Annotated in this window: 1 protein-coding gene; it reads left to right on the forward strand. The window is 72.0% G+C overall.

The features are described 5' to 3' along the window. A partial coding sequence (locus tag ACLF5H_RS32955; RefSeq protein ID WP_421679686.1) for a helix-turn-helix domain-containing protein occupies positions 1 to 497 on the forward strand: 497 nt, incomplete at both ends.

The following is a 497-nucleotide window of genomic DNA, read 5'->3' on the forward strand; positions in this document are numbered from 1 at the left end:
TGCCGTCCGGATACGAGTCCTGGTTCGCCGGAGTGGAATCAGCGTGCTGATCTGGTGGCTCGTGCGATGCGGTTGATCACGGACGGGGTCGTGGACCGTGAGGGGGTGCCGGGTCTGGCGGCCCGGCTCGGTTACAGCACCCGTCAGGTGGAGCGGCAGCTGCTCGCGGAGCTGGGCGCGGGTCCTCTCGCGCTGGCCCGTGCCCAGCGTGCCCAGACGGCGCGGCTGCTGATCGAGACCACGCCGCTGCCGATGGCGGAGATCGCTTTCGCGGCCGGGTTCTCCTCGATCCGTGCTTTCAACGACACGGTCCGTGAGGTGTTCGCGCTGTCTCCGAGCGAGTTGCGCGGGCGGGTGCCGGCGGGGCGGGCGGCGGGGGACACCACGCCGGGCACGCTGTCCCTGCGGCTGCCGTTCCGTGCCCCGCTCAACCCGGACAACCTCTTCGGCCATCTCGCCGCGACCGCCGTGCCGGGTGTGGAGGAGTGGCGCGAGGG

The organism is Streptomyces sp. LaBMicrA B280 (assembly GCF_049222185.1).
In the GTDB taxonomy this organism is placed as follows: domain Bacteria; phylum Actinomycetota; class Actinomycetes; order Streptomycetales; family Streptomycetaceae; genus Streptomyces; species Streptomyces murinus.